This is a genomic window from Sphingomonas citricola (assembly GCF_019429535.1).
Taxonomy (GTDB): Bacteria; Pseudomonadota; Alphaproteobacteria; order Sphingomonadales; family Sphingomonadaceae; genus Sphingomonas; species Sphingomonas citricola.
The window spans coordinates 77720-98755 of the sequence record NZ_JAHXZM010000006.1; the positions used below are offsets into that span (position 1 = coordinate 77720).

At 69.3% G+C, this 21036-nt stretch carries 14 protein-coding genes; 1 reads left to right on the top strand and 13 read right to left on the bottom strand.

The genetic code is table 11. The features are described 5' to 3' along the window. Positions 1 to 344: 344 nt before the first annotated feature. From KZ810_RS14600 to KZ810_RS14630, 7 genes are all read right to left on the bottom strand, one after another. Positions 345 to 1907, bottom strand: a complete 1563-nt coding sequence (locus KZ810_RS14600; protein ID WP_219769852.1) for an efflux transporter outer membrane subunit — start codon at positions 1905 to 1907, stop codon at positions 345 to 347. Beyond that, a complete protein-coding gene (locus KZ810_RS14605) occupies positions 1904 to 3472 on the bottom strand; it encodes a DHA2 family efflux MFS transporter permease subunit (protein WP_219769853.1) in 1569 nt (522 codons plus the stop codon). Before KZ810_RS14605 ends, KZ810_RS14600 begins: the two co-directional genes overlap by 4 nt. A gap of 31 nt (positions 3473 to 3503) precedes the next feature. Beyond that, positions 3504 to 4802, bottom strand: coding sequence for an HlyD family secretion protein (locus KZ810_RS14610; RefSeq protein WP_219769854.1), 1299 nt, complete (start codon positions 4800 to 4802; stop codon positions 3504 to 3506). A gap of 123 nt (positions 4803 to 4925) precedes the next feature. Next, a complete protein-coding gene (locus KZ810_RS14615; RefSeq protein WP_219769855.1) occupies positions 4926 to 6416 on the bottom strand; it encodes a tryptophan halogenase family protein in 1491 nt (496 codons plus the stop codon). Beyond that, the gene (locus tag KZ810_RS14620; RefSeq protein ID WP_219769856.1) at positions 6413 to 7447 is read right to left on the bottom strand and encodes a cupin-like domain-containing protein; all 1035 of its coding nucleotides are present in this window, start codon (positions 7445 to 7447) and stop codon (positions 6413 to 6415) included. Before KZ810_RS14620 ends, KZ810_RS14615 begins: the two co-directional genes overlap by 4 nt. Then, positions 7440 to 8141 carry a SapC family protein gene (locus tag KZ810_RS14625; RefSeq protein WP_219769857.1) on the bottom strand — a complete coding sequence of 234 codons (702 nt, stop codon included), beginning with the start codon at positions 8139 to 8141 and terminating at the stop codon, positions 7440 to 7442. Before KZ810_RS14625 ends, KZ810_RS14620 begins: the two co-directional genes overlap by 8 nt. Before the next feature lie 71 nt (positions 8142 to 8212). Further along, a complete protein-coding gene (locus KZ810_RS14630; RefSeq protein WP_219769858.1) occupies positions 8213 to 11566 on the bottom strand; it encodes a TonB-dependent receptor in 3354 nt (1117 codons plus the stop codon). Between the two features lie 326 nt (positions 11567 to 11892). On the opposite strand from KZ810_RS14630, the gene KZ810_RS14635 reads away from it, so the two are divergent. After that, a complete protein-coding gene (locus tag KZ810_RS14635) occupies positions 11893 to 12912 on the top strand; it encodes a LacI family DNA-binding transcriptional regulator (RefSeq protein WP_219769859.1) in 1020 nt (339 codons plus the stop codon). Here the strand turns inward: KZ810_RS14635 and KZ810_RS14640 are convergent. From KZ810_RS14640 to KZ810_RS14665, 6 genes are all read right to left on the bottom strand, one after another. Continuing rightward, positions 12875 to 14071, bottom strand: coding sequence for an MFS transporter (locus tag KZ810_RS14640; protein ID WP_219769860.1), 1197 nt, complete (start codon positions 14069 to 14071; stop codon positions 12875 to 12877). The two genes, KZ810_RS14635 and KZ810_RS14640, sit on opposite strands and share 38 nt — an antisense overlap. A gap of 17 nt (positions 14072 to 14088) precedes the next feature. Beyond that, a complete protein-coding gene (locus tag KZ810_RS14645) occupies positions 14089 to 16431 on the bottom strand; it encodes a hypothetical protein (protein ID WP_308461565.1) in 2343 nt (780 codons plus the stop codon). A gap of 44 nt (positions 16432 to 16475) precedes the next feature. Further along, a complete protein-coding gene (locus KZ810_RS14650) occupies positions 16476 to 17462 on the bottom strand; it encodes an endonuclease/exonuclease/phosphatase family protein (protein ID WP_219769861.1) in 987 nt (328 codons plus the stop codon). Positions 17463 to 17589: 127 nt separating this feature from the next. Next, positions 17590 to 18216, bottom strand: a complete 627-nt coding sequence (locus tag KZ810_RS14655) for a nicotinamidase (RefSeq protein WP_219769862.1) — start codon at positions 18214 to 18216, stop codon at positions 17590 to 17592. Next, positions 18213 to 19193 carry an aldo/keto reductase gene (locus tag KZ810_RS14660; RefSeq protein WP_219769863.1) on the bottom strand — a complete coding sequence of 327 codons (981 nt, stop codon included), beginning with the start codon at positions 19191 to 19193 and terminating at the stop codon, positions 18213 to 18215. The genes KZ810_RS14655 and KZ810_RS14660 overlap by 4 nt, the downstream gene beginning before the upstream one ends. Before the next feature lie 29 nt (positions 19194 to 19222). Continuing rightward, positions 19223 to 21013 carry a thiamine pyrophosphate-requiring protein gene (locus KZ810_RS14665; RefSeq protein ID WP_219769864.1) on the bottom strand — a complete coding sequence of 597 codons (1791 nt, stop codon included), beginning with the start codon at positions 21011 to 21013 and terminating at the stop codon, positions 19223 to 19225. Positions 21014 to 21036: the final 23 nt, after the last annotated feature.

Consider the following 21036-nt stretch of genomic DNA (forward strand, 5'->3'; position numbering starts at 1 on the left):
CCGGGCGTCGCGTTCACCGATGGGCCTCGCTGGGCAAGGTGTTCGTCGCCCAGGCAACGTTTCATCGACCCACTGACGCCGACGGGCTTCGACAGTCGTCTGTCACCCAATTAGTATCGGGCAACATGTGGCGCGGTGGCGATCGTCCCCACCGGACAATTTACCCTCGCACGATGACGCGGCAGCCGTGCCCTCGCCAGCAGCGGCCGTCCCGCCGGGATCACGTCTCGCCTATCTGATCGCTTAGTAAAGGAAGAGGAGCGTCGTGTCCGCGTATCCGGCCCGGCTGACGCCACGCGCAGCGTGGGGCCGGTGGCGCGGCAGCGGTGACCAGACCCCGCCGCTTATTTCCGGTCGGCTTTCGGCTGCGTATAGGCCTGCGCAGCGTTACCCGGTGCGGGGACCGTGAGCGGCAGGTCTTCCCAGCCGCCGCCGAGCGCCTTGTAGAGCGACAGCAGGTTGCGGCGCAGGTTGCCGTTGCTTTCGGCCACCTGATCCTCCGCGGAGAGCACCGACTGGCGCGCGGCGAGCACGTCGCCGAAATCGGTCAGCCCGCTGCGCCAGCGCGCCTCGACCGAGCCGACCGCGCGGCGTGCGTCGGTAAGCCCGGCGGCGAGCACGGTTGCCCGGTCCTGCTCGGTACGGATGCGGATCAACGCGTCCTCGACGTCGCGCAGCGCCATCAGCACGGTGCGGCGATATTGCGCATAGGCCTCGTCCGCCGCTGCCCGGCGAACCGCGACCTGGCCCTTGCGGCGCCCGAAATCGAGCACAGGGAAGGTGGCGTTCGCCGCCCCCGTCAATTGCAGGCTGTCGCCGGTGAACAGATTGGACAAGGCGGTGGAGATCAACTGCGCCATGCCGGTCAGGCTGAAGCGCGGGTAGAGATCGGCCACCGCGACGCCGATGTCGGCGGTCGCCGCCGCCAGATTGCGCTCGGCCGCGCGCACATCGGGGCGGCGGCGCAGAAGCTCGCTTGGCAGCCCCGGCGGGACCGATGCGGGCACCGCGAGCGCGGGGCGCGGGCGCGATAATTCGACGATTAGCGCGTCGGGGGTCCGCCCGGTCAACACCGCGAGCGCGTGCATCTGCGCCTTGCCCTCGGCGACGATCGGTCCGATCGCGGCCTGCGCATTGGCGAGTTCGGCCCGCTGGCGCACGAAGTCGCCTTCGGCGATCAGCCCCGCGCGGCTGGTGTCGGCGGCGATCTTCAGATTGGTTTGCTGGCGCGATACCTCGCTACGTGCGATCGCTTCGCGCTCCTGCAGGCTGCGCAGTTGCAGGTAGGCGTCGGCGGTTTCGGCGACGAGCGAGAGTTGCGCGTCGCGCGCGCTCCAAACCGCTGCCTCGGTCCGCGCGCGCGAACCCTCGACCTGGCGCGTGACGCCGCCGAACAGGTCAAGTTCCCAGCTCGCGTCGAAGCCGGCGGAATAGGTCTGGATCGAGCTGCCGGGCGAGGAAATCCCGCCGCCCGAGCCGCCGCTAGCCCCACCGCTGCCACCCGCGCCGCCGCCGCTGGCGCCGCCGCCGCCCGCCCCGCCACCGAACAGGCTGGCGAGCGAGGCGAGACCCGCGTTTTTGCTGAAGCGCTGGTACGTCGTGCCCGCGGTCGCGTTGACCTGTGGCAGATAGGCCGCGCGCGCGATGCGTTCCTGCGCGCGCGCCTGCTGGATGCGCGCCACTGCGACCGCGATGTCGGGGCTCTGCCGAAGCGCGGTCGCGACCAGCCGGTCGAGCTCGGGGTCGCGGTACTGGTGCCACCAGCCGGTGAACTGGGGCGCGGGCTGCGTGTCGGTCACCGCCTCGCCGAAGCGCGCAGGCGCGCTCGCCTCGGGCGGGCGGTAGTTCGGCCCGACGGTGCACCCCGCCAGCGCGGCCAGCGCCGCGATTGCCCATGCGCGCGTCATGCCGCCGCTCCTTTCGCCTTGCCCTGCCGCAGGAAGATCGCGAGCGGGGTCACCAGCAGCACGAAGATCATGAAGCCGTGGAATACGTCGATGTACGACAATACCTGCGCCTGTTCGCGCACCTGCTGCATCAGCGCGGACAGCGTCGCGGTGCTTTCCCCGGTGCCCGGCATCGAGCGCGACAATTGGTTGACCCCCTCGACGTAGGACGGATTGAGCGGGTTCAGTCCCTCGACGATCCGGTCCTGGTGATATTGCCCGCGCGCGATCAGCAACGCCTGCGCGACGCCGATACCGACGCTGCCGCCCAGGTTGCGCGCGACGTTCAGGAGCGCGGAGGCATCGCTCGTCTGGTCGGGTTTCAACCCGACATAGGCGGCGGTGTTGATCGGCACGAACAGGAACGGCAGCCCGACCGCGGAGATCAGCCGCGCGGTCGATGCCTGGTGGAACGTCAGCTCGCTGTTCCACCCCGACATATACCAGAGCGACGCCGCCTGGAGGAGCAGCGCGGGCATCAGCAGGAAGCGCGTGTCGACCTTGCCGGTCAGCGCGCCGACGACGGGCATCGCCACCAGCGTCGCGATCCCGCCGACCGTGAGCGCGAGCCCGGCGGTGGTGGCGTCGTAGTTGAACACCTCCTGCAGCATCTGCGGGATGAGCGTGGTCGTGCCGAACAGGACCGCGCCCGTCGTCGTCATGAACAGCAGGGTGATCGCGAAATTGCGGTTGGCGAGGAGCTTCAGGTTGACGATCGGGTCTTTGCGAGCGAGCTCCCACCAGACGAGGAAGCCGAGCGAGACGACCACCGTTACCGCGAGCCCGAGAATGAAGGTGCTCTCCAGCCACATCTCGCGCTCACCGCGGTCGAGGATAAGTTCGAGCCCGCCGAGCCCGAGCACGACGAGCGCGAAGCCGATATAATCGACGCGCAGCCCGCGTTTCAGCCGCTGGCGGCGTTCCTTTTGCAGGATCTCGGGCTCGACCACGAGCGTGTTGACGAGCAGCAGCGACAGGATGCCGATCGGCACGTTGATCAGGAAGATCCAGTGCCACGAGATGTTGTCGGTGATGATTCCGCCGAGGGTCGGTCCGAGGACGGGGCCGACGACGACGACCACACCGTAGGCGGCGAAGGCGGCGCCACGCTTTTCTGGCGGGAAACTGTCGGCGAGGAAGCTCTGTTCTGACGGCGCGAGGCCGCCGCCGCCGATCCCCTGGAGGACGCGCGCGATGATCAGGAAGGTGAGGTTGGGCGCGAACCCGCACATCAGCGACGACAGCGTGAACAGCGCCACCGAGATCATGTAATAACGCTTGCGTCCGATCACGTCGGACAGCCAGCCCGAGATCGGGATCACGATCGCGTTGGAGACGAGATAGCTCGTCAGTACCCAGGTCGCCTCGTCGCGGCTGGCGGCGAGCCCGCCCGCGATATGGTCGAGGCTGACGTTCGCGATCGAGGTGTCGAGCACCTCCATGAAGGTCGCAAGGCTGATGACGCCGACGATCAGCCACGGATTGCGATCGCCCGCCGCCGAGCGTTCGTTGCTCCACCCGCTCATGCCGCGCCCGTGCCGCTTGGCCGAGGTGCGATCACGGGCGCACGGTGACGCGCGGTACGACCGACATGCCCGGCCCGATCGCGTAATGCTGCCAGTCGTTGTTGTTGAAGCGGATGCGCACCGGCACGCGCTGCACGACCTTTACGTAATTGCCCGTCGCGTTCTGCGGCGGAAGGAGCGCGAACGCCTGACCCGCGCCGCGCTGGATCGATTCGACGTGGCCCGCGAATTCGCGGCCGGGATAGGCGTCGATCTCGATCCGCACCGGCAGACCTGCGCGCATCAAGGTGAGCTGCGTTTCCTTGAAGTTGGCGGTGACCCACAGATCGTCGGGGACGATCGCCATCAACTGCTGCCCGGGCGCGACATAGCTGCCGAGGTTGACCGAGCGGTTTACGACCTGCCCGCTGATGGGCGCGCGGATGACGAGGTGGCGGACGGTGACGTCGCTCTGCGCGACGCGCGCCTCGGCGGCGCGGCGCTGCGCGCGTGCGGCCTCGACCCGCTTGCGCGCGGTCAACACGTCGGCCTCGGCCGAGCCGATCTGCTGGCGCGCGGCGCCGACCTGCGCGAGCGCGCTCTGCGCCTGCGCGCGCGCCTGATCGATCTGCGTCGGCGCGGCCGCGAGCGGATCGAGCCGGCGCAGGTCGACGTAGCGCTGGTAATCGCCCGCCGCGCGGCGCGCCTCGGCGAGCGGCACCGCCGCCTGCGCGCGCGCCTGCCGGACGCTCGCCAGCGCGGCGAGCACGCCCGCCTCGGCCTGGCGGATCTGCGCGTCGGCTTCCGCGATCCCCGCGACCGCCTCCGCGCGTGACGCCTGCGCGGTGCCGGGTTCGATCACCGCGAGCAATTGTCCGGCCTGGACGTGGCGGTTGTCGGCCGGGGTGACCTGTGTGAGCTGGCCGCTTTCCTGCGCGGCGATGCGAACGATGTGCGCGTCGATGAAGGCGTCGTCGGTCGACTGGAACCGGCGCGCGTGGAGCCAGTAGAGCACGCCGCCGATGATCAGGACCGCGGCGACGATCCCGACGACGATCCAGAAGATCGGTCGCTTGTAGAGCGGTGGCTTGCCGTCGTCCTCGTCCTCGTCATCAGACCCCTCGTCGTCGTCCTTGTCGGATTTCTTCTTGTCCGAGTTCCGGCTTTTCTGGCGATCGTCGTCCTTCTTGACGTCGCGCTTTCGGTCGTCGCTGTCGCGCGCGTCGTCTCCGGCGTCCTTGCCGGTGGCCGCGTCGTCGCGTGTGTCGCGGCCGGCGGCGTCGTGCCGCGGCGGGTCCTTGCCCTCGTTCGTCGCGCCGCCGTTGGCCGCGTCGTGATCTTCCCCGCTCAAGCACGCCCCCTGATCATCAGCCAGCAAGCCGTGTCGCGGTCAGGCGAGGGCGAGCTTGATCCTTGTTGGTCGCCAAACGCCCATGTGTCGGGGACGTTCCTGGCGTGTAACGATCCGTGTCGGTCAGGCGGGGCAGTATTGCCGCAGGAACTGCTGGTGCGGCGGGATCGCCTGCACCGTGGCCGCGATTCCGCGGGTCAGCTCGCCGAGCGATTGCTGCAACACGGGTGCGCCGAGCAGGCTGGCGATGCGGTGGTGCGCGCGCGGTACGATGCCCTGTCCGAGCATGACCGCGACCCAGGAATCGATGCGGAATAGATCGTCCTGCCCCTGCCACGCGCCCGCGCTGTCGGTGAACAGCGCGATCCGTTCGGCCAGCGTATCGGGGATCGTCATCGCGCGCCGCTCGCGCCAGAACGGTGTGTCGTCGCGCGCGGTCACGACATAGTGCAGGATGATGAAGTCGCGCACGTGCTCCCATTCGTGGCGCGACTGCGCGTTGAAGCGCGCGGCGAGCGCGTTCGCGTCGTCGCCGCGGAACGGGAACAACTGGATTAGCCGGATCGCGGCGTTCATGATCAGGTGGATGCTGGTCGATTCGAGCGGCTCGATGAACCCGCCGGCGAGCCCCATCGCGACGCAATTGCGGTTCCAGCTTCGCCGCCGCATCCCTGCGACGAAGCGCAGCGGCCGCGGCTCGAACAGCGGGTCGCCGTCCAGTCCGGCGAGCAACGTCGCACGGGCTTCGTCGTCGCTCATATGCGCGCTCGAATAGACCAGCCCGTTGCCGACGCGCGATTGCAGCGGGATCTGCCAGCGCCAGCCAGCACCATGCGCGATCGCGCGGGTGTAGGGGACGGGGGCGCGCACCGTTTCGGTCTGCACCGCAAGCGCGCGGTCGGTCGCGAGCCACTCGCTCCAGTCGTCGTAACCGGTGCGGAGCGCGCCCTCGATCAAGAGCGCGCGGAAGCCGGTGCAGTCGATGAACAGGTCGCCCTCGACCCGCGCGCCCGATGCGAGGACGAGCGCGGCGATGTCGCCGTTCTCCAAGAGGTTGACCCGGTCGATCCGCCCCTCGACGCGGCGCGCGCCCGCACCCTCGGCGACGCCGCGCAGGAAGCGCGCGTAGGCGGTCGCGTCGAGGTGATAGGCGTAGGCGAGCGACCCTTGCGCGTCGTGCCCGAACCGCCCGGCAGCGGCGGCTTGCTGTTCGAGCGAATAATCGCCGTAATCGCCCGCGACGCCGTGTGCGCGTGCCTGCAGCCAGAAATGCTGGAAATCGGCGATCGCGACCGAGCGTCCGACCTGGCCGAAGGGGTGGAAATAGCGGTCGCCGATCGCGCGCCAGTTCTCGAATGAGATGCCGAGCTTGAAGGTCGCCTGCGTCGCGCGCATGAATGCGGCCTCGTCGACGCCGATGAAGGCGTGGAAGCTGCGCGCGGTCGGGATGGTCGATTCACCGACGCCGACGGTGCCGATCTCGTCCGATTCGACCAGCGTCACCTCGACCAGCGACCCGAGCTGGCGCGTCAGCGCGGCGGCGGCGATCCACCCCGCGGTGCCGCCGCCCGCGATCACGACGCGGGTGGGCCGGGCGGTGCTGGAGTCGGTCATCGGTTCAATCGCCCGAGCAGGTAGGCGCGCAACTGCCGCGCGGTGGATCCGTCGATCGGGGCGAGCGGCCCGCGCGCCGCGGCGGGCAGGTGGGCCGCGACCGCCTCCGCGTCACCGAAGACGTAATGGTCGAACATCGCGCGCCACGCCGCCTTTTCCTGCGCGGGCCGGTCGCGCAGCGACAGAAAGGCGTGGAGCATCGTGTCCATCGGCGTGTCCATGAACGCGGGTGCGGCGTTCCACCAATAATTTACCAACACGTTGAACGCGTCGAGCGCCTCGACATGGTGCCACCACAATGCCGGGTAGACGAGCACGTCGCCCGGCTCGAGCTCCGCCACCTGTCCCGCGGCGAGCGCGTCGGCGAAGCGGGGAAAACGCGCGAGATCGGGCTCGGCGAAATCGACCATGCTGACGACCTGCCCGCCAGGCGTCGGCGCGAGCGGGCCGGGGTAGAGGTTCGTAACCTGCTCGGGCGGAAATAACGTGAAGCGCCGCCGCCCGACCGCGCAGACCGCCGCATTGTTCGACTGGTCGTAATGCGCCGAGGCGATCGTGCGGTTGCCGATCCAGATGCTGGCGAGCGGGGGGGACTGCGCGAAGGTGTCGCCTGCCGGATGCAGTTCGTTTGCGGCGCGGAAGCCGGGGAGATAGGTGTCGAGGTCGGTCGAGCCGAGGTAGAGCGACGGCGCGTTCGGGTCGTCCAGATGCGCGAGCACGCGGTCGAGGAAGGCGCCGAGCGCCATCCGCTCGGCGGCGAAATTCATCGCGGTCGCGCTAGCGTCATAGTGAAAGCGCCCGCGTATCTCGGGCGCGCCGACGTAGCCCGTGACCGTCTGCCCCGCATCGAAGCCGCGCAGATAGTCCGCGGCCGCGCCGGGCGAGGTGCGCCCTGCGGCCACCAGCGGCCAGTCGGCGGCGAGCCCGCGCAGGATGACGGGCTCGTCCTCGGCGATCAGCGCGTCGAGATCGGGGGCGCCCGGCGCGTCGATCGCGCGGACGCTGCGTCCGACGCGCGCCGCGTCAGCCACCGAGTTCGCCCCGCAGCTTTCGGTCGAGCAGGTGGCGGATGTTGCCGAGCGAGGAGGCGATCCAGATCGCGGGGCGGAGATGATCGTCGCGGTGGAGGCGCGCGAGCGCGTCGCCGTCGAGAGCGGCGAGGCGATCCGCGTCGATCGTCCAGTGGTCGGGCAGATTGTAACGTCGACCCTCGCCGAGTTCGAGCTGGAGCGTCGCCGGAGTCAGCAGCCCGGTGTCGTCGAGCGCGGCGTAGAGCGCCTGCTCGCGCTCGAGCCCGGTGTAGATGCGCTGGAGCATCGCGGAGACGTGATCGAGCAGCGCCGAGTTCCCGCCGTGTTCGCGGAACACCGGCTCGCCCGCGGGCTGGACGCGCGGATGGTCAGGTTCGACGTGGATCATCGGCTCGCCGTGGTCGTCGACGCCGATCGAGAAGGGACCGCGCGCGCGCGTCGCGGGGACGTAGCGGGCGTCCCATTGCTCGCCTGAGAGAAACAGGTTCTCATCGGGATCGAGCCCGAGCAGGACGGTGGCGAGGAATTGCCCCTGGTCGTCGCGGCGGAGCAGGATCGCGTAATCGCGTTGCAGTTCCTCGAACTCGGCGGGGAACACGCGGGTCTGGTTGATCGCATCGCCGTAGCGCGCGTGATGACCGACCGCGACGCGAAGGTCGCGGTGGTCGACGTTGTTGAGCAGAACGGCAGCCATGACGCTTACTTATCCGAACGCGATTTGGGTGAACAAGGCCGCCGTCGCCGGCGGCCCCGTCCGTTCGGTCGTCAGAAGCGGTAGCGGGCGCCGACGAGGTAACGCGCTGAGCCTTCCGCGAGATACCAGACGTTGCTCTCGTCGCGGCCGTAGCTGCGAACGCCCTCTTCGGTCAGGTTGATCGCCTCGAAGCCGAGCGAGAAGCGCGGCGTCAGGTCGAAGTTCATCGACAGGTCGAGCTGGCCGTAGGGTGCCACGAACACCGGGTTGCGATCGGCGCCGCCGCGGTTGATGTCGGCGAGGAACTTGTCGCGCCAGTTGTACGACACGCGGATCGAGGTCCCGTTCTTGTCGTAGATCAGCGTCGCGTTCGCGGTGTCGGACAGGCCGACGAGCGCGAAGGTGTTCACCGTCGGCGGTGCCGCCACGTCGATTCCGACGTTGCCGCGCACCAGCGTATAGCTCGCCGCGATGCCGAAACCGGTATCGCCCAGGAAGTACTGGCCGGCGAATTCGCCACCGTAGATGTGCGCGTCGCGGTTGTTGATCGGCGTGTTGACCGCAAAGTTGAACAACGGGTCCTGAGCGTTGGCGGTGATGTCATATTGACCCAGCACCTTGTCGACGAAACCTTGATCAAGCGAGCGGCTGTTGGCGTTGTAGTTCGCCGCGAACTGCGCGTTGGTGGCTGCGATGTCACCGCTATTGGCCTGTAGCAGTGCGGTGTAGGTGAACAGGTTGACGTCGGTGATGTCGGCGCGGAACGTGTTGGTCAACTGATCGCGCGCGGTGCCCGAGCGCGTACCCGCCGCGCCCGAGGTCGGGTCGCGCAGGCCGAACAGGTTGCGGTTGACCACCGTGTTGCCGATGAAGTCATGGACGCGCTTGTCGAAGAAGCCCGCCGACAGGAAGATGTCCTTGCGCGGATACCATTCGAGCGAGACGTCGATGTTGTCCGACGACAGCGGATTCAGGTCGGTGTTGTTGGTGCTGCCGGTCGCGATGCCGCCGATCGCGGTCGGCCGTGCGGGCTGGCCGACGCCGGTCGAGGCGAACAGGTTGCCGTAGGCTGGACGCGAGATCGTCTTGCTGTACGAGGCGCGCGCGAACAGGTTGTCGATCACCTCGATCTTGGCGTCGACCGCAGGTAGCCAGTTGCTGTAGCGGCCGCGGCTGGTAACAGGCTGCTGATCGTTCGAGTAGGTGATCGCGAAGTCGTTGTCCGACGTCCACACGATCGCCTGCGGCACCGTCTGGAGCGACACCGCGTTGACCTTGGTGTTCTCGTAACGGACGCCGGCGACTACGTTCGCGTTGCGCCCGAACACCTGACCCGTCCATGAACCCTGAACATAAGCTGCCCAGATGCTTTCGCGGACGCGGTTGTCGTTGTTCGCGTCAATGTTATTCCGATGGTCGATCCCGTCGATCGACTTATACTGAAATCCGAGCGGGGCCGGTTGCTGATTGGGGTCAAGCGGCAGGCTGCTGTAATAGTTGAACAGCGCGTTATAGAGTTTGGTCGCATCTTCCGTGCGGAACGCGGTCAGCGAGCTGCCCGTCACGTTCGGGTTGTTGTTCTCGAACTTGCACACGCCGCAGAACTGGAACACCTGACCTGGGGCGAGACGCGCGACGTCGGGCGGCAGCGAGTTGCCCCAGTCACCCAGCACCTGACGCGTGTTGAACTGCGTCTGGCGCGTCTTGGTCTGGCGATAGTCGCCACCGGCGTCGAAGCGGAACTGGTCGTTCAATTCCCACCCGGCGTCGGCGCGGAGTTCCTTGATCCGCTGCGTCTGCGTCGAGGCAAACTGGCGCTGCACCGCGCTCGACAGGTCGCCCGTGTCGATCACGCCGTTTGCATTGCCCTTGATGAAGGTCTGTCCTTGGGGGAAGGCCGTCGAGGGCGGCGTCACGCTCGGCGTACGATCATTGACCGTGATCGACTGGGTTGGAAAACCCTTACTGTTGAGCGTCAGCGACTGCGCCGCGACGACCGGCGCGTTGAACGCGACGGTGGTCGAGGTCTGGCCGTTGGGGTTGTCGGGCAGGCTGTCCGCCTTGCCGATGTGACCGTCGATCGCGAACGAGAAGCGGTCGGTCGGCTTCCACTCGATGTTGCCGCCGAAATCGTAGAGCTTGTTCTTCTGCGCGCGATACGCCTGCTCGAACGCGGCGTCCTTCACGCCGTTGATCGTCTCGGCGAGGAAGGTGGTGGTCGCGACGCCGTTGCTCGCGTCGTCGAAGGTCACCTCGCTGAACGGACGGTTGAACCAGTTCGACTGGGTCGAGCGGCGCTCCGACTGCTTCAGCTGCGCGTACAGGCCGTCGGCGGTGAAGGTCAGCGTGTCGGTCGGGCGGAATTGCAGGATCGCCTGGCCATTGATGCGCTCGCGGCTCGCCTCGGAGAAGTGGTAGCGCGAGTCGTTGGGCACCGACACGAGCGGATTGCCGGTCGGGCGGTTGTTGATCTTGGTGGCGTTGTTGACGAAGCCGTTCGCGGGATTGAGGAAATCGGTCAGCGAACGGATGTTCCAGTTGTCGGGCGCGACGCTCGCGAAGCTGAAATTACGCTTCTGGTAGCTGCCGAACAGCGACACGCCGAAGCGCTGATTGGGATCGGACCACGCCGCGGTGCCTGACACTTCGGGGGTTACGCGCGCGCCGCAGTCGAGGCAGTCGGACGAGCTATTGTCGTAGCTGCCCTTCGCACCGATCGAGCCGAGGAAGCCCGCGTCCTGCGCGTCGAGCGGGCGGCGGCTGACGACGTTGATCGTCGCGCCGATGCCGCCCGAGGGGATCGCGGCGCGGCCGGTCTTGTAGACCTCCAGCGTCTTCACGCCTTCGGAGGCGAGGTTGGAGAAGTCGAACGAGCGCCCGGTGCCTGCCGCGCCGTCGCCGCCCTGGTCACCGCCGACCGCGACAATGTTAGAGGTCGCGAGCTGGCGGCCGTTCAGCGTCACGAGGTTGTACTGTGCGCCGAAGCCGCGGACGGTGACGGTCGAGCCTTCGCCGTTGCGGCGGTCGATCGACACGCCGGTGATGCGCTGGAGCGATTCGGCGAGGTTGGTGTTCGCGAACTTGCCGATGTCCTCGGCGCTGATCGCGTCGACGACGCCGTTCGAATCGCGCTTGATCGCGATCGACCGCTCGAGCGAGGCGCGGATGCCGGTGACGACGATGTCGCCGCCCTCGGCCGCGGTGTCGGGCACCGGGTTGGTCGGGCTCGGCTCAGCCGGGGTCGCGGCCTGGCTGGTCGTGTCGGCCTGCGGCGTGCCCTGCTGCGGGTCGGCGGGGGCGGCGGGTGCGGCCTGCGGATCGGTGGTCGCCTGCGCGTTCGCCACGCCGGCCATCATCAGCCCGGCGGCGAGGCCGATCATCGAGGTTGAGCGCACAAGTGCGCACGACAGCTTCATCGCTTTCATCATCCTTCCCCTTTGAACCCGGCGGCCGTCCCTTCGGCCGTCCCGGGCGCAATCTTCGTTACGTACTGTTGCGCGTCGTATCGAAGCCGACATCGATGTCAACATACGACCAATGGCGCACTTGCTTTGTCGCTAGGTGTGGCCGAGATGCATGACAGGCTGAACTTTTTACAATCTGTACCGCCGTTTGGCGCAGGAGCGGTCGCCTCCGCTGCTTGACCTGCTCGTCGATTTCCCCGACATCGATGTCAAGAAACTGGATGGCGTGTCGGCCGCCGGGTTCCGCGCGGCGGGCTCGGCCCTGTGGCGTCAACGAGCGGTGGACGATGAAGCCGATCACGATCAAGGATGTGGCCGAGCGCGCGGGGGTGTCACCCAAGACGGTGTCGCGCGTGATTAACGGCGAGGCGCACGTCCGGCCCGAGATCCGCGAAAGCGTCGCGCGCGTCGTTGCGGACATGAACTACCGCCCCAATGCCTTCGCGCGCGGGCTGTCGAGCTCGCGCTCGTTCCTGGTCGGGCTGTTCTTCGACGATCCGGTGTCGGGCTATGCCGCGACGATCCAGCGCGGCGCGCTCGAGCAGGCTCGCGCGATGGGGCGGCACATCGTGATCGAGCCGATCACGTTCCAGCGCTCCGACTGGCGTGAGCGGCTGGTCGACAGTCTGCACGCGCTTAGGCTGGGGGGTGCGATACTGACCTCGCCGATCTGCGACCGTGCCGAATTGCTCGACATCTTCGATCGGCACGACGTGCCTGTTGTGCGTATCGCGCCCGGTGCCGAACTGGAGCGGACGCCGCAGGTGCGGATGGACGACCGCGACGCCGCGCGCGACATGGCCGAGCATCTGCTCGCGCTCGGCCACCGCGACATCGCGTTCGTGCGCGGCAATCCGACGCACAGCGCGTCCGAGCGGCGCTGGCTGGGTTTCCACGACGCAATGACCGCAGCGGGCCTGTCGCCGCCGCCCGAGCGCGTGATGCAGGGCGATTTCCGGTTCCGTTCGGGGTTCGACGCGGGCGAGGCGTTGTTCGACCGCCACCCGCGCCCGACCGCGGTGTTCGCGAGCAACGACGAGATGGCGCTCGGCGTCATGATCGCGGCGATGAGCCGGCAGATCGCGGTGCCGCGCGCGGTATCGATCGTCGGGTTCGACGACGCGGAGATTGCGCGGATGGCGTGGCCGCAGCTGACCACGATCCGCCAGCCCAATTATGCACTTGGCTGGGAGGCGGTCGACCTGGTGATCCACCAGCACGGCACGAACACGACGGGCGATCCGTGCCGCATCCTTCCCTATGAACTCGTCATCCGCGGTAGTTCGGGACCGTGCGCGGTGTCCTGAACGCGACGGGCAGCAGCGCGGCGGCGAGCGTCAGTGTCGCGAACAGCAGCAGCACCGCCGAGAAGTCGTCCGCGTTCGCGAACAAGGCGAGCAGCGGCGCGACGACCTGCGGCAGCGTATTGGCGAGGTTGAGGAGCCCTAGGTTGCGCCCCGGCCCGACTCCGCGCGGCAACAGCAGCATCGCGTGGCCGATGTTGAGCGCCTGAAAGACCGACACCGCGCTCGCGAAGGCGACATAGCCGACCGCCGCCCAGTGCCAGTCGCGCAGCATTACCATGGCGATTAGCCCCGCACTAGCGACGAGAGCCGCGCCCGCGAGAAAGCGTTCGCGCTGCCCCGTCCGGTCCGACCGCCGCCCGAGCAGAAGCGCGAGCGGGACGGGGACGATGGTCGCGACGAGGAGCAGTTGCGCGACGATCGCGGGTGCATCGCCCGCGCCGCCGACCGCGCGCGCGAAGAAGAAGAACAGGCACAGGCCGACGCCGCTGTTGGCGACCTGCACCAGCAACCGCGTGGTCCAGGCGATCGCGAGAGCGCGCGTCGCGTGCTGCGGCTCCGCCGGGGGGGATGCTTCTGCCACACGCGCGCGGGGCGGCGTGGCGAGCAGCGGGATGACGCACACGACCATCAAAGCGGCGACATAGGCGAGGCGCACCCCCTCGCGCGTGGCGAGCGTCACGACCAGCGTGGTCGCCGCGGCGGCGAGCGGTGGCCCGAGCGTCAGCAGCCCCGCGGCGGTGTTTTTCTGTGCCGCGGGTACCTCCTCGGCGGTGAGCGCGGACACCTGTGCGAGGAGCGCGTTGACCGCGATCTGGAACGCGACGATCGCCGCGACGATCGTGGCTCCGTGGGTCGCGGCCGCGATCGCGGCGAACGAGGCGGCGGTCGCGATCAGCCCCGCGACCATCCAGCCGCGCCGCCCGCCACCGCGCGCGACGGCGCGGTCGCCGAGCCAGCCGAAGACGATGTTGGCGACCCCCGCGGCGAGCGCACCCGCGACGCTGCACGCGACGAGCAGGCGATAGCGTTCGTCGGGCGCGAAGGCCTGCAGCTTGATCGGCAGCAGCAGTGAGAGGAGCGGCGTGTAGCCGATGATCCCGCCGGTCGCCGCCAGTGCGTAGCGGAGCAGCGCGCGCGCGGGCAGCAGCGGCTGCGGCATCTCAGCCCGCCCGCGGATCAGCGCGCATCGGGCAGCGTGACGGTCGCCGCGGCGTCGGGCCCGTCGCGCAGCACCGCCGCCGCGGTCGCGCCGCGCGGCACGCTTAGCGTCTCACCGGTGAAGCCGTCGGCGATCTCGACACCCGCGATGCTGCGGAGGAGGAACAGGTCGCTGCCGGTGATCGTGCAGGTGGCGCGCGCGCACGTCGCCGCGGTCAAGCGGGGCAGGCGTACGAGAGTGCCGAGTGCGCGCCAGTCGCCGACCACGTCGCCCTGGACCAGGCGAAAGCGCAGCGCACCGTGCGCCGAAGCGCCGAGCGCTGCGGGATCGAGCGTCGCGACCGCGACATGGTTGTCCTGCAAGCGTACGGGCAGGCGGACGCTCTCGCCGGGGGCCGCCACCTCGACGGTGTCGTCGGCGTTGAACGTCGTGCGCGCGTCGGCGCGCAGCGAGAAGGTGACGCGGGCATCCTGCGCGATCAGGTCGTCGCCGCGCAGGCGGATCCCGACCGCGCGCGGCGCGGCGGGTACGCTTGACCGGCCGAGCAGCGACGCCGTCGGGCGCGGCGGCGCGATCTTTACCGTGACCGCCACGCTGCGCCCGTCGGCGAGCGTGACGCGCGCGGCGGGCGCCTGTCCGGCGGCAAAGGCGACGGCGGTTTCCGTGGTAAGCACCAGCCGGTCGGTCGTGCCCGCACGGGTCAGCGCGGCGGGGCGGAACTGCGTGCCCCCGACGTCGAGCCCCGCCACCTGATCGAGCCGTGCGCCCGTCAGCACGCCCTCACGGTCGCCGGCGTGGAGGACGAAGCCGTCGATCCGGCTCGCCTCGGCATAAGCGCGCAGCCGGAGTTGCTGCGGTTCGGCAAGACCGTGGCTGCGGATCCAAAGCGTCAGCGTGCCGGGCTTCACGTCGCCCAAAGGGACCTTGAGCCGGAGCGTGTCGGCCGCGACCTCGAACGGCACCGCACGCTTTAGCCCGTCGCGCGTCACGCGGACGTCGGCGACGCACGCCGCCGCGCCGCCCGCGAGCGTCAACGGCGCGTCGCGCCCGACGACCAGCGTCGCGTCGCCCGCGCTCCACGCGCCCGCCCCCGGGGTCACCAGCCGGAATTCCGGACCATCGAACGCGGCGAAGCCCCAGGCGCCGTGCAACCGGCCGGTCACGTTGCCGTCGACGATCATCCCGGCGGGGCGTTCCCCCACCACGAAACCGCCGCGCGACGCATCGGCGGTGACCGGCAGCTCGACCGAGCCCGCGCGCGTCGGCACGCGCAGCCGCATGTCGCGCGCGTAATCGGTCGAGAAGACGAGCGGTGCGCCGCCGACCGGCAGCACCAGCCCCGGCTGCGCGAGGCACAAGGCGCCGGGTGCGCTCGATTCGAGCGGCGGACGCGCGGGTGGGGCGACCGTGGGGAGCGCGGCGACGAGCACCGATTGCGGCTTGCGGAACGACGGCACGGTATTGAGCAGCAGGTCGGTACGCGCGCCGTGCTGGACGTTGAGCGCAGGAATGAACTGCAATTGCGCCGACTGGAACGCGCCGAGCATCCGCGCGAGATCGCGGAACACGCCGATATAGGCGCTGTAATAGCCGTAGCCCGCCTGCGGCGTGGCGGCGAGTTGCAGCGCGATGTTGGCGGGCGCGCCGGCGAGCGTCTGCGCGATCGAGCTGGTCTGCCCGTCCGCCAGCACCGCCGCGCTCTGACCCGGGGTCAGGCAGGCGGCGCGCGGGTCCTCGCCCGGTTGGAGGCAGGCGGGGTCGAGCTTCACCGCCAGGCTTTTGGCGAGCACCGGCGATACCTGCGCGACCTCGTCCGCCGTCCGCCCGCGCAGCCGCGCGACGAACGCTTCCAGCCGGGTGCGGTCGAGCATCGCCTGATTGAGATCCTGCGACGCGCGCACGAACGCCCCGGGTCGTTGCCGTACCGCCGAGCGGACCGCCGCGAACGCGCCGCCGGTATCGGGGACGAGAAAGACGAGCGCCTGCTGCGCGCCCGCCGGCACCGCGACGTCGATCACCGCGTCCTTGGGCTTCCAGGTGCGCGCCTCGCTCAGCCAGTCGTCGGACGGCGGGTTGGTCGCGCCGCGCAGGAAGGCGAGCACCATGCGGTAATGCGCGCCCTGATTGCTGGGCAGGACGGCGGCGATCCGCAGGTGATCGCCCGCGCTCAGATTGGGTACCTGCGACAAGGGCAGGGTGGTCGTGCCGTCCGCGCCGGTGTGGGTCACCGCGACCTGCAACGCCGGACCGGTCAGGTCGAACGCATTGCCCTGCGCCGCGAGCGACGCCGCGCCGCCCAGCAGCACGCCGGTCGCGGCGACGAGGGACAGGAGCCGGATGCGGGAAGGGGAACACGCCACCCGCCCGCTTTACCGTGCCCGCCGGACCACGCAATCGCGCGCGGTCAGCGCGGCCGCGCCGGATCGGTCGGCCAGCGAAGGCGATAGGTGACGCGAAAGCCGTCGTGATCCGACAATTGCGGCGATCCCGCCGCGCCGTCGAACATCGCCTCGACGCGGATCGACGTGATCGACACCGCGTGGCCGGGTGCGAACAATTGCAGATCCTCGGTATCCATCCACGGTGCATCGCCGTCCCACGATACGCGCACGTCGCACCCGTTCGCGGGCACGACGCAGTAGCGCTGCACCAGCGTCAGATGGCCGAGCGCGGCGTCGAAGCTCGCCATCCGGCTGGCGTCGCCGCGCATGTTGAAATCGCCGCCCAGGATCATCGGGCCGGCGTGCCTCACCCCCGCGAGGAACTGCGCCGCGTCGTCGACCTGCATTGCGTGGGCGCGCGCGCTGCGTGATGTGGGGACGCGCGCCGCCGAGCGCGAGTTGAGGTGCGCGTTCACGATTCCGATCGGTTCGGGCACGCCCGGGACGCGCACCGCGACATATTGAAGCCCCTTGTTGCTCAGGCAGTCGAGCCCGGCGCAGTGGCGGCTGCCGAACGGCGCGGACTGTGCGGCGACGATCGGGTAGCGGCTCAGCACCGCCAGCCCCGACCCGACGAGATGGATGCCGATCTCGCCCTTTTTCCAGCGGACCGGGCCGGGCATCCGCGCCGTCGACGGCAATCGCCGCCGCTGCGTGCGCGAGGGCCCCCAGGCACGGTAGGGATAGCCCGCCGCGCCGATCGCGCGCACCGCGGCGGGGCTGAACATTTCCTGCACGAGGACGACGTCGGGTGCGCGACCTTGCGCGTTCAGCGCGGCCAGGGTTTCGCCGATTTGCGCCAGTTGCGCCGCGCGCCCGTGCCGTGCGGGCCAGCCAAGCCCCTCGATATTGAACGTCAGCACGTCGAGCGTCGCCTCCCCGACCGTGTGGCCGGGCGCGGACGCGACGGTTGGCTGCGCCGCCGCCGCGCCGGGTGGGGCGAGCCGCATCGGGGGCAGGCGGGTGCACGCGCCGAGCGTGGCGGACGCGGCGGCGAGGAGCAGGCAGGACAGGCGTACGGGTCGGGGCGGCAGGTGCGGTGTTTCCGTGATTGAAGTGGCGGTGATGGCTCGCGGTCTACAGCGTCAGCCCGACGCCGGCCCGGGCGAATTGTTTTTCCGCCGCGTCGACGGTGGTGCCGTGCACCAACGGCATCGCGATCGCGCGGGCGTAGTCTCTTAGCACCACCGCGGCGAACCATTCCGCGCGCGCGTCGAGCGCGGACCAGGCGACGCAGAAATCGTAGGCGAGCCCGACGAACACGCAGCGCGTCACGCCGCGGTCGCGCAGCGCGCCTGCGAGCCCGGTGCGCGTGGCGCGATCGTTCTCGAAGAAGGCGGAATAGCTGTCGACGGCGGGATTGCTGCCCTTGCGCACGATCAGGTCGGCGCGCGCGACCGCGGGCAGGATCGCGGGGTGGAAGTCCGCGCCCGGTGTCCCCTGGACGCAATGGTCGGGCCACAATACCTGCTCGCCGTAGGGCATCACGATCGTCTCAAACGGCTGCGTCCCCGGATGGCTGCTCGCGAACGACGAATGAACCGCGGGGTGCCAGTCCTGCGTGACGACGACGTGCGCGAAGCGGTCGGCCAGCGCGACGATCGGCGCCATCACCGCATCGCCGTCAGCGACCGAAAGACTGCCGCCGGGGCAGAAGTCGCGCTGCGGATCGACGATCACGAGCGCGTCGGTGGCAGCGATCACGAGAAGCCGACGACGGCGTGCGGCACGTAGGGCGCCTCCAGCCGCGCGATCTCGCCCTCGGTCAGTCCCAACTCCAGCGCCGCGATGGCGTCGTCGAGATGCGCGATCTTCGATGCGCCGACGATAGGGGCGGATACCTCGGGCTTGGCGAGCACCCAGGCGAGCGCGACCTGCGCGCGCGGCACCCCGCGTTCGGCCGCGATCTTCGCCACTTCCTCGACGACACGGCGGTCGGCGGCGGCGGTGTGCGCGTAGAGCGTCTTGCCGAATTCGTCGGTCTGCGACCGTTCGGTGGTGTCGTCCCAGTCGCGCGTCAGCCGCCCGCGCGCGAGCGGGCTCCACGGGATCACGCCCACGCCTTCCGCCTCGCACAGGGGCAGCATCTCGCGCTCCTCCTCACGGTAGAGGAGGTTGAGGTAGTTCTGCATCGTCGAAAAGCGCGTCCAGCCGTTCGCCTCCGCGACGTGGAGCATGGTCGCGAACTGCCACGCGTACATCGACGACGCGCCGATGTAGCGCGCCTTCCCCGCCTTCACGACGTCGTGCAGCGCCTCGAGCGTCTCCTCGATCGGCACATCGTAGTCGAAACGGTGGATCTGATAGAGGTCGACGTAGTCGGTGCCGAGGCGGGTGAGGCTGGCGTCGATCTCGGTCATGATCGCCTTGCGGCTGAGCCCCGCGCCGTTGGGGCCGGGGCGCATCCGGCCGTGCACCTTGGTTGCGATCACCACTTCCTCGCGCCGCGTGAATTCCTTGAGAGCGCGCCCGACGATCTCTTCCGAAGTGCCGTCGGAATAGACGTTGGCGGTGTCGAAGAAGTTGATCCCTGCCTCGACCGCGCGGCGCAGGATCGGCCGGCTCGCGTCCTCGTCCAATGTCCAGGCGTGATTGCCGCGGTCGGATATGCCGAAGGTCATGCACCCCAGGCACAAACGCGACACGTCGAGGCCGGTGGTGCCGAGCTTGATGTAATCCATGGTGGTTCTCGCTTGATCGAAGGGAGGTTCTACAGCCGCTCGCGCACGCCGCCGATGATCTGGCGCGCGGTTTCCAGCATCACGCCCACACCGCCGCGGTCGCCCCCCGCGAGCGAGGACAGGAAACCCTTCGCCTGCTGGAGCGTGACGTGCGGCGGCAGCGGCGCGACATCGGGGTCGGTCTTGACTTCAAGCACCACCGGGCGATCGGCGGCGAGTGCGCGGTCCCATGCGTCGCCGAGCTGCTCGGGCGTGTCGACGTAGATGCCGGTCAGCCCGAGCAGTTCGGCAAAGCGCGCGTAGGGGACGTTGGGGAGCGACTGCGACGCGTCGAAGCGCGGATTACCCTCGTTGATCCGCTGTTCCCAGGTGACCTCGTTCAGATCCTCATTGTTGAACACGCAGACGATCAGCCGCGGGTCGGCCCAGCGATGCCAGTATTTCTGGATCGTGATCAGCTCGGCCATGTTGTTCATCTGCATCGCGCCGTCGCCGACCAGGGCGACGACCGGGCGGGTCGCATGCGCGAACTTCGCCGCGATCGCGTAGGGGACGGCGGCGCCCATCGAGGCGAGCCCGCCCGATAGTGAGCCGCGCTGCCCGCGCTTCACCTGCCAGTCGCGCGCGTACCAGTTGCAGCACGAACCGGAATCGGAGGTGACGATCGCGTCGTCGGGCAGTCGCGGTGACATCTCGTACACGACGCGCTGCGGGTTGACCGGCTTCGCATCCGCCATCGCGCGGCCCGTGAGCGTGTCGCGCCAGCGCTCGATGTTCGAGACGATGCCGTGCTGCCACGCGCGATCGGCCTTGTGCTCGATCAGCGGCAGCAGCGCCTTGAGCGTGTCGGCGGCGTCGCCGTGGAGGTTGACGTCGACCGGGTAGCGCAACCCGAGCATCTCGGGCGCGAGGTCGATCTGCACCGCGCGCGCCTTGCCGTCGGGCGGCAGGAACTCGGCCCAGGGAAAGCCGGTGCCGATCATCAGCAGCGTGTCGCAGCCCTGTATCATGTCGGACGACGGCTGCGTACCGAGCAGGCCGACCGCGCCGGTGACGAAACGCAGATCGTCGGGCAGCACGTCTTTTCCGAGCAAGGCCTTGGCGACGCCTGCGCCCAGCTTCTCGGCCGCCAGCTCGACCTCGGCCGCGGCCCCGCGCGCGCCTGCGCCGATCAGGATCGCGATCTTTTTCCCCTCGTTGAGGATCGCTGCCGCGCGCGCGAGGTCGGCGTCATGCGGCACGACGCGCGGCGCCGAGTAGCCGATGCCTGAGCGGGTGAAGCCGTGTGCCTGCTTCGGCTCCTCGTAGGGCATGTCCTGCACGTCCTTGGGCAGGATCACCACGCCGATGCCGCGCCTGGCGGTCGCGACGCGGATCGCGCGGTCGGTGACGTGGCGGGCCTGCGCGGGGGCGCCGACCTCCTGCACGTAATCCGCCACGTCGGCGAACATGCGGTCGAGGTTCAGCTCCTGCTGATAGCTGGCACCGCGCACCGTCACCTCGGCCTGTCCCGCGATCGCGAGAACGGGGACGTGGTCGCTTTTCGCGTCGTACAGCCCGGTGATCAGATGCGTCGCGCCCGGTCCGCCGGTCGACAGGCACACGCCCAGCTCGCCGGTGAACTTCGCGTGTGCGCTCGCCATGAACGCGGCCATCTCCTCGTGGCGGACCTGGACGAACTCGATCGCGTCGGCGCTGCCTTCGTCGCGTTGCAGCGCGCCGAGCACGCCGTTGATGCCGTCGCCCGAGTAGCCGTAGATGCGCGTGACGCCCCACGCCTTTAGCCGCTCGACGAAGAAGTCGCTGGTCTGCCGCGCCATGCCGAAATCCGATGCACTGTTGG